9 protein-coding genes and 2 tRNA genes are annotated in these 14,029 nt (G+C 64.8%); 1 reads left to right on the forward strand and 10 read right to left on the reverse strand.

The window, feature by feature from the left end; genetic code table 11:
- Nucleotides 1-397: 397 nt before the first annotated feature.
- The 10 genes from A5785_RS17355 to dnaA all read right to left on the reverse strand — a co-directional run bounded on the left by A5785_RS17355 (nucleotide 398) and on the right by dnaA (nucleotide 13,239).
- A tRNA-Ala gene (locus tag A5785_RS17355) sits at nucleotides 398-470 on the reverse strand.
- A 62-nt stretch (nucleotides 471-532) separates the two neighbouring features.
- Nucleotides 533-606: transfer RNA gene (locus A5785_RS17360), tRNA-Ile, on the reverse strand.
- A gap of 340 nt (nucleotides 607-946) precedes the next feature.
- Nucleotides 947-1,993 (reverse strand): DUF3566 domain-containing protein, encoded by a 1,047-nt coding sequence (locus A5785_RS17365; RefSeq protein WP_064867989.1) that lies wholly within the window; start codon nucleotides 1,991-1,993, stop codon nucleotides 947-949.
- 143 nt (nucleotides 1,994-2,136) lie between these two features.
- Entirely contained in the window at nucleotides 2,137-4,623 is a 2,487-nt protein-coding gene (gene gyrA, locus A5785_RS17370) for a DNA gyrase subunit A (protein WP_064867992.1), read from the reverse strand.
- A 26-nt stretch (nucleotides 4,624-4,649) separates the two neighbouring features.
- Nucleotides 4,650-6,692, reverse strand: coding sequence for a DNA topoisomerase (ATP-hydrolyzing) subunit B (gene gyrB / locus A5785_RS17375; RefSeq protein ID WP_064867995.1), 2,043 nt, complete (start codon nucleotides 6,690-6,692; stop codon nucleotides 4,650-4,652).
- Nucleotides 6,693-7,083: 391 nt separating this feature from the next.
- The gene (locus A5785_RS17380; RefSeq protein WP_064867997.1) at nucleotides 7,084-7,647 is read right to left on the reverse strand and encodes a DUF721 family protein; all 564 of its coding nucleotides are present in this window, start codon (nucleotides 7,645-7,647) and stop codon (nucleotides 7,084-7,086) included.
- Entirely contained in the window at nucleotides 7,644-8,840 is a 1,197-nt protein-coding gene (recF, locus tag A5785_RS17385) for a DNA replication/repair protein RecF (protein WP_064868000.1), read from the reverse strand. The genes A5785_RS17380 and recF overlap by 4 nt, the downstream gene beginning before the upstream one ends.
- Before the next feature lie 12 nt (nucleotides 8,841-8,852).
- The gene (gene gnd, locus A5785_RS17390) at nucleotides 8,853-9,803 is read right to left on the reverse strand and encodes a phosphogluconate dehydrogenase (NAD(+)-dependent, decarboxylating) (RefSeq protein ID WP_064868003.1); all 951 of its coding nucleotides are present in this window, start codon (nucleotides 9,801-9,803) and stop codon (nucleotides 8,853-8,855) included.
- Nucleotides 9,804-9,876: 73 nt separating this feature from the next.
- The gene (gene dnaN / locus A5785_RS17395) at nucleotides 9,877-11,043 is read right to left on the reverse strand and encodes a DNA polymerase III subunit beta (protein WP_064868006.1); all 1,167 of its coding nucleotides are present in this window, start codon (nucleotides 11,041-11,043) and stop codon (nucleotides 9,877-9,879) included.
- A 567-nt stretch (nucleotides 11,044-11,610) separates the two neighbouring features.
- Nucleotides 11,611-13,239: a chromosomal replication initiator protein DnaA gene (dnaA, locus tag A5785_RS17400; RefSeq protein WP_049699186.1), complete on the reverse strand. Its 1,629-nt coding sequence runs from the start codon at nucleotides 13,237-13,239 to the stop codon at nucleotides 11,611-11,613.
- A gap of 582 nt (nucleotides 13,240-13,821) precedes the next feature.
- Here dnaA and rpmH point away from each other — a divergent pair.
- Nucleotides 13,822-13,965 carry a 50S ribosomal protein L34 gene (gene rpmH / locus A5785_RS23075; RefSeq protein WP_005205903.1) on the forward strand — a complete coding sequence of 48 codons (144 nt, stop codon included), beginning with the start codon at nucleotides 13,822-13,824 and terminating at the stop codon, nucleotides 13,963-13,965.
- Nucleotides 13,966-14,029 lie beyond the last annotated feature (64 nt).

Consider the following 14,029-nt stretch of genomic DNA (forward strand, 5'->3'; position numbering starts at 1 on the left):
GGGAAGCGTTCATTCCGCTAGGTTCTGCGCGGCCGGCGGACTCTTCCCCCACAAATTGCGCGGCAGGTGAACTCTTCCGCGAGAAACTGTGCAGCAGGCGGACTTTTCCCCTAGTTTCTGCACGTCGCGGCGCTTCTTCCCCTAGTTTCAGCGCCTTCGCGGAACTCTTCCCCGCGCTTCTTGCCCTTCCCCCAGCAACAACTCGAGGAAAGGTACGGGACCCGAGGAAAGATTCTTTCCCCTAGCTTCTGCGCGGCAGGTGGACTCTTCCGCGAGAAACTGCGCCGAGAGACCGCATACTGCCGGACACGGCGTCGGAGCCTTACGGGGGGAATGTGGTCGACGCGCTGTGCGCGGTCCGAGTGGCGGACAAGAGCGGCCGTGAAGTACTTGCTTGTGGAGCCTAGGAGATTCGAACTCCTGACATCTGCCTTGCAAAGGCAGCGCTCTACCAACTGAGCTAAGGCCCCGTGCCGGGCGTCGAAACACGACCGACGGGTTGCGAAACGGGCTGACGAACAACCACTCGCAGTGGGCCTAGGAGGACTTGAACCTCCGACCTCTTCGTTATCAGCGAAGCGCTCTAACCGCCTGAGCTATAGGCCCGTGAACCGAGGATTGAGGTTACCCGACGAGGTCGTCAACAACCAAAACGGCTGGTCAGAGGTGGTCTCGACAAGCTCGACCAGCGGGAGTCAACTCGACCAGCGGGGGTCAACTCGACCAGCGGGTGCGGCTCGACCGGCGGGTGCGGCTCGGCTCGACCAGCGAGGGCGGCTCGCCGGAGTGGTCTCGACAAGCTCGACCAACGGCGGTGAGCTCGACCAGCGGACGGACGGCTCGACCAGCGGGGGTCAACTCGACCAACGGGTGCGGCTCGACCAGCGAGCAGAGCCTGCCACAGTGGTCTCGACAAGCTCGACCAGCGGACCGTCGGCGCGACCAGCTAGTCCAGATCGCCCAGCGTGACCTCGGCGCCGCCGACGAGGTCGGCGCAGAGGTTGTAGATGTACGCGCCGATGGTGGCGATGGCGGTCAGGAGGATCGCGTTGATCGCGCCGAGCAGCACGGCGTAGCCGAAGATCGTGCCTGCGCCGATCACGTCGCCCTCACTCGACGACCCGTCAGCGGTGACGAGCGTGCCGAACGAACTGTTGATCTGGTCCCAGACGCCCATGCCGTCGAGGACCAGGTACAGGACGGCGACGGCGATCATCCAGATGAAGAATCCGACGACGGCGAGTACAGCGGAGATCTTGAACGTCGCCCACGGATCGATCCGGCGGATCTGCACAGCGGCACGCAGCGCCGTCGCAGGACCGACCTGAGCCGGTGCCGAGCGCGGAGCCGCCACAGGGGCCACCTCAGCGGACTGGCGGACCTCTGCGGTGTGGTGGATCTGGTCGAGGTCGGGCAGTTGCTCGTCCTCGGAGGGGTCACGCACGATCGTCCGCGTAGGTGACTCGACGAATCCGGTACGCGCACCCGAGCCGCCTCCCACAGGCGTCGACGACGCGGATGAACGAGATGGACCGTCAGGGCGGGCGGGACTGTCGAGTTTGGTGACAGGCGCCTGTCCCCCGGCCGGTTCGGACGTCACCATGCCCCGCGGCGGCGGGCCGCCCTTTCCGCTGGGCGGCGGACCGCTCGTCCCATTCGGCGGCGGGCCGCTGGTCCCATTCGGCGGCGGACCGGCTTTGCCGTTCTGCTGCGGGCCGCCCTGAGGCGCCGGGCCGTTCTGGCCGTTAGGGGCCTGCGGCGGCACGCCACCGCGCTGCCACGGCGGCACGAGGCCACCCTGCTTGGGAGCCCCGACCGGGTTCGGATTCTTCTGCTGCATCGGGTGGGTCACCTGGTCTGACCCTGAAGTTTGAGCACCCGAAGGACCCGGACCGGACGACCGCGCCGGATCCCCGGAGTTACCGGAGTCGGTTGGGCCCGAGGGCCGGCCGGTCGTCGACTTCTTGTCGTCCGGGTCGTTCGGTGTGCTCACTCGTGTTCCCTCACTCCATAACGCGTGCACTCCCAGCCACAACGACGCGGGCTGGCGTTGCACACCACACTAACGGTTGAACCGCTCCCACTGGCTGAAGCGACCGCCGTGGGGTCGGGACTGTTGCGCCGAGACCCTTGGGGCTACTCGGCAGCCTCGACGTCGGGCTCGTCGGCGTTGCGTGCGATGGCGATCAGGGTGGTTCCCTCGTCGAGGTTCATCAGACGGACACCCTTGGTCTGGCGCCCCGCCTTGCGGACCTGCTTGGCGGCCGTGCGGATGACTCCGCCGCCCGAGGTGATCGCGTACAGCTCCGAATCGTCGTCGACGATGATCGCGCCGATCAGTTCGCCGCGCCTGCGGTCGTGCTGAATGGTCAGCACGCCCTTGCCGCCGCGACCCTGAACCGGGTAGTCGTCCATCGGAGTGCGCTTGGCGTAGCCGCCCGACGTCGCGACCAGGAGGTAGGTGCCCTCACGCACGACGTTGAGCGACAGCAACTCGTCGTCGCCGTTGAAGCGCATGCCCTGGACGCCGGAGGTCTGGCGTCCCATCGGGCGCAGCGTCTCGTCGTCGGCGTGGAACCGGATCGACTGGCCCTTCTGGGAGACGAGCAGCAGGTCGTCGTCGGAGCTGCACAGCTGCGCGCCGACCAGTTCGTCCTCGCCGCGAAGGTTGATCGCCGCGATTCCGCCGGACCGGTTGGAGTCGAAGTCTTCGAGCTTGGACTTCTTCACCAGGCCGTTGCGGGTGGCGAGCACCAGATACGGCGCGTCCTGATAGGTCTTCAGCTGGATGACCTGGGCGATCCGCTCCTCCGGCTGGAATGCCAGCAGGTTGGCGACGTGCTGGCCCCGCGCGGTGCGGTTGGCCTCGGGAAGCTCGTACGCCTTGGCACGGTAGACGCGGCCCTTGGTCGTGAAGAACAGGATCCAGTCGTGGGTGGAGCTCACGAAGAAGTGCTTGACGATGTCGTCCTGCTTGAGCCCGGCACCCTGCACACCCTTGCCGCCACGCCGCTGACTGCGGTAGAGGTCGGTCTTCGTGCGCTTGGCGTATCCGGTCTCGGTGATGGTGACGACGACGTCTTCGCGCGCGATGAGATCCTCGTCGGCGACGTCGCCGTCTGCCGCGATGATCTTCGTTCGACGCTCATCGCCGAACTTCTCGACGACCACCTTGAGCTCGTCACGCACAATGGCGCGCTGACGCTCAGGCTTCTCGAGGATGTCCTTGAGGTCGGCGATCTCCAGCTCGATCTCGGCCAACTCGTCGACGATCTTCTGGCGCTCGAGTGCAGACAGGCGACGCAGCTGCATCGCGAGAATGGCGTCGGCCTGGATCTCGTCGATGTCGAGGAGACCGATGAGGCCCTGTCGCGCCGCGTCGGTGTTGGCCGACGCACGGATCAACGCGATCACTTCGTCAAGTGCGTCAAGGGCTTTCACGAGACCGCGCAGAATGTGTGCGCGCTCTTCGGCCTTGCGCAACCGGTACCGCGTACGACGCACGATGACGTCGATCTGGTGGGCGACGTAGTAGCGGATCATCTGGTCGAGCCGCAGGGTGCGCGGCACGCCGTCGACGATCGAGAGCATGTTGGCGCCGAAACTGGTCTGCAACTGGCTGTGCTTGTAGAGGTTGTTCAGCACGACCTTGGCGACGGCGTCGCGGCGCAGTGTGACGACGATGCGCATGCCGTCGCGGTCGGAGGACTGGTCCTCGATTCGACTGATGCCCTTGAGTTTTCCCTCATTGACCTGTTCGGCGATCGACGCGATCAGGTTGTCGGGGTTGACCTGGTACGGCAGTTCGGTGACGACGAGGGTGGTGGTGCCCTTGTTCTCCTCGATGTCGACGACGCTGCGCATACGGATGCTGCCGCGGCCGGTCGTGTAGGCATCGCGGATACCCTGGCTGCCGACAATCAGTGCGGCCGTGGGGAAGTCGGGTCCCTTCACGAACTCCATGCACGCCGCGAGCATGGTCTCCTCGTCGGCCTCTGGATTCTCCAATGCCCAGAACACCGCGTCGGCAACCTCATTGAGATTGTGCGGCGGGATGTTGGTGGCCATACCGACGGCGATACCGCCCGACCCGTTGATCAACAGGTTGGGGATACGCGCGGGCAGCACCGTCGGCTCGTTGGTCTTGCCGTCGTAGTTGGGCGTGAAATCGACTGTCTCCTCGTCGATGTCGCGCAGCATCTCCATTGCGAGCGGCGTGAGGCGTGCCTCGGTGTAACGCATGGCGGCCGCGCCGTCGTTGCCGCGCGAACCGAAGTTGCCCTGACCGTCGATGAGCGGGTAGCGCATCGACCACGGCTGCGCGAGGCGCACCAGGGCGTCGTAGATCGCGCTGTCGCCGTGGGGATGGTAGTTACCCATCGTCTCCGCAACGGGTTTCGCGGATTTCACGTAGCCGCGGTCGGGACGGAACCCGGCGTCGTAGGACGCGTAGAGAAGTCGGCGGTGCACGGGCTTCAGTCCGTCGCGCACCTCGGGGAGGGCACGACCGACGATGACGCTCATCGCGTAGTCGATGTAGCTGTTCTGCATCTCCTGGCCGAGATCGACCGGTTCGATGCGATCGCCCGCTCCCCCGTTTGGCGGGAGTGTGGTGTCAGTCATCAGTATCCTTTTCGATTCGTGAGAGATCAGACGTCAAGGAAGCGAACGTCTTTCGCGTTGCGGGCGATGAAGCTGCGGCGTGCGGCCACATCCTCGCCCATCAACACGGAGAAGAGTTCGTCAGCCGCGGCGGCGTCGTCGAGGGTCACCTGGCGGAGCACGCGAACAGCGGGATCCATTGTGGTTTCCCAGAGTTCCTTCGCGTTCATCTCGCCGAGGCCCTTGTAGCGCTGGATGCCGTCGTCGGTGTTGATCTTCCAGCCCGCGGCCCGTCCAGCCTCGAGCAGTCCGTCGCGTTCACGGTCGGAGTATGCGAATTCGGGTTCGCGCTTCTGCCACTTGAGCTTGTAGAGCGGCGGCTGTGCCAGGTAGACGTGACCGTTCTCGATCAGCGGCTTCATGAAGCGGAACAGCAACGTCAGCAGCAGCGTCGAAATGTGTTGGCCGTCAACGTCGGCGTCGGCCATCAGCACGATCTTGTGATAGCGCAGCTTGGCGAGGTCGAACTCGTCGTGAATACCGGTGCCGAACGCGGTGATGATCGACTGGACCTCGGTGTTCTTGAGGACGCGGTCGATGCGGGCCTTCTCGACGTTGATGATCTTGCCGCGGATCGGCAGGATCGCCTGGTACATCGAGTCGCGGCCGGATTTGGCCGAGCCACCGGCGGAGTCGCCCTCCACGATGTAGACCTCACACTTGGTGGGGTCGTTGCTGCGACAGTCGGCAAGCTTGCCGGGCAGGCCACCGATATCAGTTGCGGTCTTGCGGCGCACCAACTCTCGCGCCTTGCGAGCCGCGAGGCGGGCCTGCGCGGAGTCGACGGCCTTCTTCACGATGATCTTGGCTTCAGCCGGGTTGGCCTCGAACCAGTGACCGAGATGCTCGTTGCACGTCTTCTGCACAAAGCTCTTGACCTCGGTGTTACCGAGCTTGGTCTTGGTCTGACCCTCGAACTGCGGATCGGCGACCTTGACGGAGATGACAGCTGCCAAACCCTCGCGGATATCGTCGCCGCTGAGTTTGCCGTCCTTCTCCTTGAGAAGCTTCTTGTCGAGCGCGTACTTGTTGACCGTCGAGGTCAGCGCCGCGCGGAAGCCTTCTTCGTGCGTACCGCCCTCGTGGGTGTTGATCGTGTTCGCGAAGGTGTGCACCGACTCGGAGTATCCCGAGTTCCACTGCATCGCGATCTCGACCTCGTGACCGGTGCCCTTGGCCGTGAAACCGATGACCGACTGGTGGATCGGCGTCTTGGTGCGGTTGAGGTGCTTGATGTAGTCGATCAGGCCGTCGGGGTAGTGATAGGTGCGCGTGCGCGGCTTCGTGACTGCGGGAGCCACCGCCTCTTCCTCGGCGGTCTTCGGCTTCTCGGCGGTGTCTTCGTCACCTTCGACGACGGCATCGGCCGCAGCCGTCTGCGGCCGCCGGTCGGTCAGCGTGATGGTGAGGCCCTTGTTGAGGAACGCCATCTCCTGCAGACGGCGCGCAACGGTCTCGGCGCTGTATGTGGTGGTCTCGAAGATCTCCGGGTCGGCCCAGAACCTGACCGTCGTGCCCGTCTTGCGCGTCGCCGCGCCCTGGACCAGCGGACCGGGCTTGGCGTAGTTGTACGTCTGCTCCCAGTGGTAGCCGCCGTAGTTGATCTCCAACTCGACCTTGGTCGAGAGCGCGTTGACCACAGAGATACCGACACCGTGCAGACCACCGGAGACGGCGTACGCGTCGGAATCGAACTTGCCGCCCGCGTGTAGCTGCGTCATGACAACTTCGACGGTGGGGACACCGGTCGCGTGCATGCTGGTCGGGATACCGCGACCGTCATCGACGACCTCGACGCCGCCGTCCTCGAGCAACGTCACGTCGACCTTGCTGGCGTAGCCGGCCATCGCCTCGTCGACGGAGTTGTCGACGACCTCCCAGATCAGGTGGTGCAGGCCCCGCTCACCGGTAGAACCGATGTACATACCTGGTCTCTTGCGGACCGCTTCGAGTCCTTCGAGGATGCTGATCGACTCGGCACCGTACTCACCTGGCTTTTTCCGGCTCTTCTTGTCATTCGTGTCGGCCACGGGGTGCGTCCGCTCCTCTTCTGCTCTCGACTGCGCTCGTGTTTGTGCGCGCTGCCTCGTTCACGGCTGGCACTCCAGTCGTGTCACGCTGGACAGGGGTGATGTGGTCAGCGCCGACCACGGGCACACGACGAGAAGCCGGGCTCTCGCCCGCTCGTATATGACCGTCGGTCACGGCTGCTGATCTCCCCTGCCGGGACAACTGTCTCCAGTGTACTGCCTCAATCGCTCAGGAAGCACCATCCGGGGCCGCTAACGCGCGCTCAGATCGATTTTCTGCACAACATGCGCGATCCGCGGTGGTCTGGGGATAAAAATCGGCTCAGAGCGGCGTCGGACGAGGTTTGTCGGTGTAGAGGTGTAAGGCGTCGCCTCGGGCGGCCGATGTGGCTCAGCCGTAGGTGTCGCGGGGACCCCGACCGGGCACGTGACGTTTACCCTTCTGCCACGACGGCGCCTTCGGGCCGGTGATCCGCAGCGACGTCACGATGTCGTCGCCGATGGCCGCGGCGATCTTCGCCAGGATCTGACGTTGCACGTACCGCAGCTGCGTAGCCCACGCAGTCGATTTGGCCTGTACGTGAAGTACCTTGTCCTGCAACGCTTCTGGCTTGGCATGCGCGGCGATATCGGGTCCGACGATCTGCAACCACTGCCCGAACAACGTGCCCTCGGCGATCTGTGGCTCCCACCCGCGGTCGCGCGCCAGGCCGCCAACGAGCCTGGAGAAGGGCTGCGGATCCCGCGAATCCGGGCCTGCGCCCGACCAGCGACGACGACTCGACGAGCCGCGCGGACGTCGAATCGGCGACGCCCGGCCGTGTCCCACCGACTTGCCCGCCGCACGCGCCGACGCCCGTGCCTCCTCCAAGGCGCGGCGTGCCCGCTCGTACCCGCTCGACGCGTCGCCACCAGACGAGTCGGTACGTGGCTGCTCTTCAGGGGTGTCGCTCACGAGTCCATGCTCTCAGTTGCCTCGGACATCAGTTCGGAATGCCGCGTGCCGTCGGCCTCGTCGACGACGTCCACTCCGATACGCCTACCACCGACACCCTCGGGGATGTCCTCAGCGACGGCCGCGGTGATCAGCAGCTGTTCGGCACCGGCGGTGAACTCCACGAGTTTGCGACGCCGCGCGGCGTCGAGTTCAGCGAACACGTCATCGAGCATGATGACCGGTTCGATCCCCTCGCTGCGCACGAGCTCGACCGACCCGAGTCGCAACGCCAACGCGAGCGACCACGATTCACCGTGCGAGGCGAAACCCTTGGCCACCTCGGGCCCGAGAATGATGTCGACGTCGTCGCGATGCGGACCAACAAGGCTGACGCCGCGCTCGATCTCCCTGGTACGCGTCTCGCCGAGTCGCTCGAGTAGTTGGGCCGCGATGGTGTCCGGATCCGGTTCGACGTCGCGCGGCGGCACCAGCTCCGGACCGGCCGACGGCCGGTAGCTCAACGCCGCAGGACGAGAATGCGGAGCGATCGACGAGTACGAGGCGACGAAGTGCGGTTCGAGATCGCGCACCACCTCGATCCGCGCAGCGGTCACCTGGCCACCGAGATCGGCGAGCTGACCGTCCCATACGTCGAGGGTGCTGATCACCGAGTCGGCATCGGATCCTCCTCGCCGCAGCGCGGCGCCCGCGGTCTTGAGCAAAGCGGACCGTTGCCGTAGCACCCGGTCGTAGTCGGAACGTGCTGCAGCCCAACGCGGTCCGCGCTGGGCGACAAGTTCATCGATGAAGCGTCGACGATCACCAGGGTCGCCGCGGATGAGTAGCAGGTCTTCGGGGGCGAACAGCACCGCACGCAGCACTCCGAGGATCTCGCGCGGGCGTCGACACGGAGATCCGTTGAGCCAGGCCTTATTTGACCCTTCGGCAGCAATCTGCAGGCTGACCGCGAGTTCGCGACCCGCGTTCTCGACGGTGGCTCCGACCGACGCCGACGTCGCCCCGGATCGGACCAGCGGGGCGTCGGAGCTCACCCGGTGCGAGCGAAGTGTCGCGATGTAGAAGAGCGCTTCGAGCAGATTCGTCTTGCCAAAACCGTTGCGGCCGGTGAAGATCGTCGGTTCGGGGCGAAGGGTGAGGTCTGCCGACGGCCACGATCTGTAGTCGCGCAGGTGTAGTTCACGAACAAACACGGGACGTCGAAATCAGTTGGGCGGAGCGGTATTCGACGGATTCTGCACCGGCGTTCCGGTCTCGCCGACGCTCTTGCCCGCGGTGTTCTGCATGGAGTGTCCACCAAACTGGTTACGTAGCGCCGACACCGCCTTGAGCGCGGGCGAACCGCCCTTCTCCCGCGACGCGAAGCGCGCGAACAACGCGGCTGAGATCACGTTGGCCGGCACGGCGTGACGAATCGCTTCCTCGACGGTCCATCGACCTTCGCCGGAATCCGGTGTGTAGTCGGAGATTTCGGTGAGACCCGGATCTTCCTGCAACGCCCGGACCAACAGATCGAGCAGCCACGACCGGATCACCGTGCCCTGGGTCCAGGCTTGCATCGTGCCCTCGACGTCGACGATGAGCGGCTCGGCGTTGAGCAGTGCATACCCCTCGCCGTACGCATGCATCAGGCCGTACTCGATGCCGTTGTGCACCATCTTGGCGTAGTGCCCGGCTCCGACGGGTCCGGCATGAACGAATCCGTCGGCTCGCTCACCCGGCGGCCGCAGTGCGTCGAAGATCGGCATCAGCCGCTCGACGTCGGCGTCGGATCCGCCGACCATCAGACCGTACCCGTTCTCCAAGCCCCACACACCGCCGGAGACACCGCAGTCCAGGTATCCGATTCCCTTGTCGCCCAGAGTTTTTGCGTGAGGCTCATCGTCGGTATAGCGGGAGTTACCACCGTCGACGACGACGTCGCCCGGCTCGAGCAGGCCGGCGAGCTGTGCGACGCACTGCTGGGTGGGTTCGCCCGAGGGCACCATGATCCACACCGCGCGAGGCGCGTCGAGCGCGGAAACCATGTCTGCCATCGACGCGACATCGGAGACCTCTGGACGCGGGTCGTAGCCGACGACCTTATGGCCACCGCGCTCGATACGGGTGCGCATGTTGGCACCCATCTTGCCGAGGCCGATCAGTCCGAGCTGCATGGCTTCCCCTTCGCGTGCGTGAAAGATCAGTGCTGCCTTGATGTTTCGTTACTCGGACTCAACGTATGAGCCGCTATCCGGGCAGGCGAACCGGCATCAGCAGGTAGGTGAAGACGCTGTCGGGTGCGACGAAAGCTCCGGATTCGTCGGCGATGGGTTCGTCGCCGCCCGCCGGACGCAGCACCGCGGGCCGGCTCGGCGTCGTGAATCCGAAGTCGACGGTCGCGACGCCGATCGCCGACAGTCCGTCCTGCAGGTAGGTCGGGTTGAAGGCGATGGTCAGCGGCTCGCCGTAGAACTGCACGGGCAACTCTTCTTCAGCACGGCCTGCTTCGTCGCCGCCCGCCGTGAGCAGTACGGATCCGTCGCGGAACTCCATACGCACCTGCGCGCCGCGCTCGGCAACCAGCGCCACACGCTTGATGGCCTCGATGAGCGGTGCGCTCTCGATGGTCGCGATGGCGGTGTGGCTCGCGGGCAGGAGCTGGCGGAACTTCGGGAACTCGGCGTCGAGCAGGCGGGTGGTCGTCTGCTTGGTCTCTCCGACGATGCCCAGGATCCCCTCGCCACCGAGTGCTGAACCGCTACCGAACGCCAGCTTCACGTCGCCGGAGTCCGAACTCGCGGTCCGTGCGCTCTCCGACAGCGTCTTCGCCGGGACGAGAACGGCACCCGAAGCACCGGAATCGGCTGGCTCCCACTCCAATTCACGTACCGCGAGGCGGAAGCGATCGGTGGCTGCGAGTACGACGGTCTTGCCGTCGATCTCGACGCGCACGCCGGTGAGCATCGGGAGCGTGTCATCGCGGCCGGCGGCCACGGCGACCTGGGAGATGGCCTCGGCGAACACCTGCGCCGGGATCAGTCCGGTCACGGCCGGGACGTCGGGAAGCTGTGGGTAGTCCTCGACGGGCATGGTGGGCAGCGAGAACTTCGCGCTGCCGCAGGTGATGGCGACGCGGGCGCCGTCGAGCGAGACGTCGACCGGCTTGTTCGGGAGAGCTTTGGTGATGTCGGCCAGCAGGCGCCCGGACACCAGGACCTGCCCCGGTTCTGCGACCTCGGCGCCGATCTGCTGCTGTGCCGAGACCTCGTAGTCGAAGCCGGAGACGGTCAACCCGGCGTCGTCGGCCAGGAGAACCACACAACCGAGCACGGGAACGGGCGGGCGAGACGGCAAACTGCGCGCTACCCAGGCGACGGCATCGGCGAACTCGTCACGCGCGACACGGAACTTCATGCTCGGTGGTTGCCCTTCTCTCGGTACTCGCCAGGAGTTCCCACTCTAGAGCGCGATCGCGTGACGGGGAGTCGTTGGGGTCAAGTCGCCACGCCGCGACCGACGCGTGCCCGTCTCGGGATCGGACGAGTCGACGACGACGTTCGGTCGCGGTGTGCACAACAGCTTCTTAAAAGAAGTTCTTTTAAGAGAGGGATCCATAACAGTCATAGGCACTGTGCAAACTGTGGACAACACGCCGGATCCCATGTCAGAGCACTGACGAGGTGTGGATGGCGGGTGGACGGATCCTGGGCGGGTAGGTCGGGTTGTGCACATGTTGGAATCCGTTCGAGCATCGTCCACGTTCTGTACACATCAACACCTTCGTTACTCACAGTCGATCCACAGCCATCCGGCGACCGCGAAGATATCGAGAGCGTCGTCGGGAAGAGGTGTAAATCGGCCTGAAGCCATCGCCGGAGACCCTTGGGTTGTGGTTGAGACTTGTCGTTTTGGCCCGGAACGACAAGACCCTCCACGCCCGGGCGGGAGCGGAGGGTCTCAAGGGGGATCCTGGCGGTTCTGTCAGCCGACGGCGCGCTGTTTGATGCGCGCGGTGAGTTCCTGGACGTGGTCGTAGACCTTGCGGCGCTCGGCCATCTCCTTGCGGATCTTGCGTTCGGCATACATGACGGTTGTGTGGTCACGGTCGAAGGTTTCGCCGATCTTCGGCAGTGAGAGGTCGGTGAGCTCTCGGCACAGGTACATGGAGATCTGACGCGCCTGCGCGATGGCCCTGGTCTTGCCAGGCCCCCGCAATTCGTCGACCGAGATGTCGAAGTACTCCGCGGTGATCGCGAGGATCGACGCCGCGCTGACCTCGAGCGTGCCTGAATTCGGTAGCAGCGCTTGAAGAACCACCTCGGCGAGTGATTTGTCGAGGTCGGTGTTGTTCAGGGAGGCGAACGCGGTGACGCGGATCAGGGCGCCCTCGAGCTCGCGGATGTTGCGCTCGATCTTCGACGCGATCAATTCGAGGACGTCGTCAGGAACAGCGATGCTGTCCATCTGCGCCTTCTTGCGCAGAATGGCGATGCGGGTCTCGAGGTCGGGTGGCTGAACGTCGGTGATCAGGCCCCACTCGAATCGTGTGCGAAGCCTATCTTCAAGTGTCGCAAGCTGTTTCGGCGGACGATCGGAGGAAATCACGATCTGCTTGCTCGAATTGTGCAGCGTGTTGAAGGTGTGGAAGAACTCTTCCTGGATACCTTCCTTGCCGATCAGGAATTGGATGTCGTCGACGAGCAACACGTCGACGTCGCGGTAGCGGCGCTTGAACGCGACCCGACGGTCGTCACGCAGCGAGTTGATGAAGTCGTTGGTGAATTCCTCGGTGGAGACGTACTTGACCCTCATACCCGGGAACAGTCGCTGGGCGTAGTGCCCTGCTGCGTGCAGCAGGTGCGTCTTGCCGAGACCGGACTCACCCCAGATGAACAGCGGGTTGTACGCGCGCGCCGGGGCTTCGGCGACAGCGACGGCCGACGCGTGCGCGAAGCGATTCGACGCTCCGATCACGAAAGTGTCGAAGGTGTACTTGGGGTTGAGGTTGGCGCCCGACGGAGTGGGCGCCGCGGTTGGGCGTTCGGCGAAGTACGACGGCCAGTTGGCCGGTCCACCCCGCGACTCGGTCCCATTGGCAGCAGTCGTCGACGGTCGTGGAGGCTGCTGGGCGCCGAAGGAGTCGGTGCCGAGCTGGTCGATGGCTGACTGTGTGCTGGCCGCAGCCTGGCCGGGCGCGCTGTGATCAGCGCCGAAGCCAGATCCGTTGGCACTGCTGATCTCTGCTGCGGTGACCTCTGCCGGGCCGAAACCGGCTCCGGGTGCAGAGGAGTGGGTCGGCTGCTCGGCGGGAGCGTCGATGATCGGATTCGGCGTCGCGATACGGACACCGAGGTCGACGGGTTGTCCGAGGTGACGTGAGAGCGCGCTTCGGATCGTGTCTCGGAGGGTGCGTTCGATCTGCTCCTGGACCAGCGGCGTCGGCACGGTGAGCAGCGCGAATCCCTCGGCAAGGGTGAGTGGCTGCACGAGCGAGAGCCAGGCTTTTTGCTGCCGGGTGAGAGGTTCGTGGTCGCCGCCGGCGGAGTCGTCGTTGAGCTCTGCGACGACCTGTTGCCAGACCTCGCCAAACGAGTCGCGATCAGAAGTCACGGTCAGGCCTTCCCACCCCGAGAAAATTACCAGCATCAGTCATCGGGGACTCACGATGCCGGTGCGGGAGCCGACTTGTCCACACACTTATCCACAGTTGTGTACAACCAAGTCGGGATGGGTTCGACGCCGCGATTGCGTCGTGGTGATGTGAGTGGCGTATCGGTCGCCGTCACTGGGGAATGACGCTAACAGAACGACCACGGAGCCGACAACGCAAGGCATGAATTCGCTCGGCCAGATCACAAGTCGTGCGGCAAGGACGTCGTCGAGCGTGTCGCACATGCAGGTAGCGCGGGCGGTATGGCACTCGTCACCGCTGGTCACGGCGTTGGTGAGGATCCGCTCGTTTGATTTGAGTACACCGGGTCCAGTAGTCTCGACTGGTCATCCAGGTATGCGGATTTACGTGGTGGCGTTCCCGTCATTCAAAGGGTTGACCGCGTGCGGTCCGTTCGGCGAAAACGGGGTCATCCAACCGGCACGAGTCCGGCACCGCTGCCTGGATAAGAAGACCACTCAGGAGATCGTGGGTGCGCGTGCAGTTGGCGTGCCTACGTACGAACACAAGGAGTACCAGCCGTGGCCAAGGGCAAGCGGACTTTCCAGCCGAACAACCGTCGTCGTGCACGCGTGCATGGTTTCCGGTTGCGTATGCGTACCCGCGCGGGTCGTTCGATCGTCAACACCCGTCGCAGCAAGGGCCGCGCAAAGCTCTCGGCCTGATCTGCACAACACCGCGAGTCCCGGCGGCGGCATCGTCCGTCGTCGGAACACTCCGGTGGCGATT

Origin of the sequence: Gordonia sp. 852002-50395_SCH5434458, assembly GCF_001665905.1 — a bacterium.
Classification (GTDB): domain Bacteria; phylum Actinomycetota; class Actinomycetes; order Mycobacteriales; family Mycobacteriaceae; genus Gordonia; species Gordonia jacobaea.